Source organism: Paraburkholderia kirstenboschensis, assembly GCF_904848585.1.
Classification (GTDB): Bacteria; Pseudomonadota; Gammaproteobacteria; order Burkholderiales; family Burkholderiaceae; genus Paraburkholderia; species Paraburkholderia kirstenboschensis.
Genome location: NZ_CAJHCR010000072.1, coordinates 1 through 1,475, shown reverse-complemented (window position 1 = coordinate 1,475; position 1,475 = coordinate 1). Strand labels below are relative to the sequence as shown.

Below are 1,475 nucleotides of genomic sequence, written 5' to 3'. Positions count from 1 at the left end.
AACACGGTATCACCTGGCTACCTTGCCACGGCGATGACCGCGGCGGTCCCCAAGGACGTGATGGAAACGAAGATCCTCCCGCAGATTCCGGTGGGCCGCCTCGGTCAACCGGACGAAATCGCAGCCTTGGTGGCCTTTCTCTGTTCTGACGACGCCGGTTTTGTCACCGGCGCGGATTTCGCCATCAACGGCGGCATGAACATGCGATGAAAGACGACAATCTGGCGCGCGTCACACAACTTCCGGCTAGGGCGGCATTGCCGGGCAACGGGCAGGGCTCGGTGCGGTGCCTGCCTCATGATGCGAGGCTAGGAGGCACGGTTCATAGGCGGTTCTGATACAAATTGGCTGGTCAGGCCGAGATTTTTCCTATCGGTATGGACCTTATCGATTGAAGAGGACGGCATTCCAGACAGCGGGAGCAGCGGTATCTTCAAGCCCGAGCATGTCATGGCATTCCTGAATCGTTCGAAACCGAGCATCACGTTCGTTCTGAACTTGATGTTTCAATGGTCCTGCTCGATCACATTGTTGAGGTACTTCGAGGACCGGATCTTTGTGCCCTTTGGCCGCAGGCCGTCGGCCTTCATTTCACGCACCGCCCGGTGCGAGGCGGCATACCGACCGAGCGCGATCGTCTCCGGCGGCTGGCCCTGATGTTTGATTGCCTTGCTAAAAAAGGCTCTGGCCGCGGCCACGTCACGTTTCGCACTGAGCATGAAGTCTATCGTCTGGCCATCTCGATCTACCGCAAGGTATAGATAAACCCATTGTCACGAACCTTCAGGTAGGTTTCGTCAACGCGCCATGACCGCTCTGTGGATATGCCATAACGGCTTCTGGCACACTACTCCAGACTCGCCCGGCCGAGACAGTGGCGACCGGCGGAGTCTACCTTAAAGGATTTCAGTGCAATGCTGATGCCCCTTGACTGTCTGGAAGCCGACCTCAGACGCGAGAGGAATCGGCGGGAACAGGCCGCAGTCCGGGGTTCGACGGAATGCGTTTTGTCTTCGATCGACGTCGGCATCGAGTTTCTGCACGGACAATGCAAGGCCATGCGCAAGACCATTGACTCTCACATCGTCGCCGACGATTTGCTGAGTCGGAGCGTCACACGACTTCGCACATTTCCTGCCGTCGGCGAAAGAACTGCAATGCACATGGCCGCGACTTTCGCTACAAACAGCTTCCGCAACGGCAAGGAAGCTGCTGCCGACCTCGGACTTGTGCGCCGATCAAGTGCGAATCAGGTAGTAGCTTTCCCTGCGCGCAGAGCCTGTCGTATAAGTCCTTGATGTCCGGATTAATCTTCTTCGCGACAGACCAAGATGTCTGCGCTCGGCGCGTGCATGCGCAAACTCGTGAACCGCCCCGGATTTTGTGGAGGCTCCAACTCTTGAGAGAATGGAGCCATGAACAAGAAGGTAACCAAGTTTTCCCCGGAAGTCCGGGAGCGCGCAGTGCGCCTAGTG

1 protein-coding gene and 1 pseudogene are annotated in these 1,475 nt (G+C 57.5%); one reads left to right on the top strand and one right to left on the bottom strand.

Annotation, left to right across the window (positions count from 1 at the left end):
- A partial coding sequence (locus JMY24_RS38005; protein WP_201704118.1) for an SDR family oxidoreductase occupies positions 1-210 on the top strand: 210 nt, incomplete at its 5' end.
- A gap of 174 nt (positions 211-384) precedes the next feature.
- On the opposite strand, the pseudogene JMY24_RS39870 reads toward JMY24_RS38005, so the two are convergent.
- Positions 385-817: pseudogene (locus JMY24_RS39870) on the bottom strand (IS6 family transposase); the annotation flags it as partial.
- Positions 818-1,475: the final 658 nt, after the last annotated feature.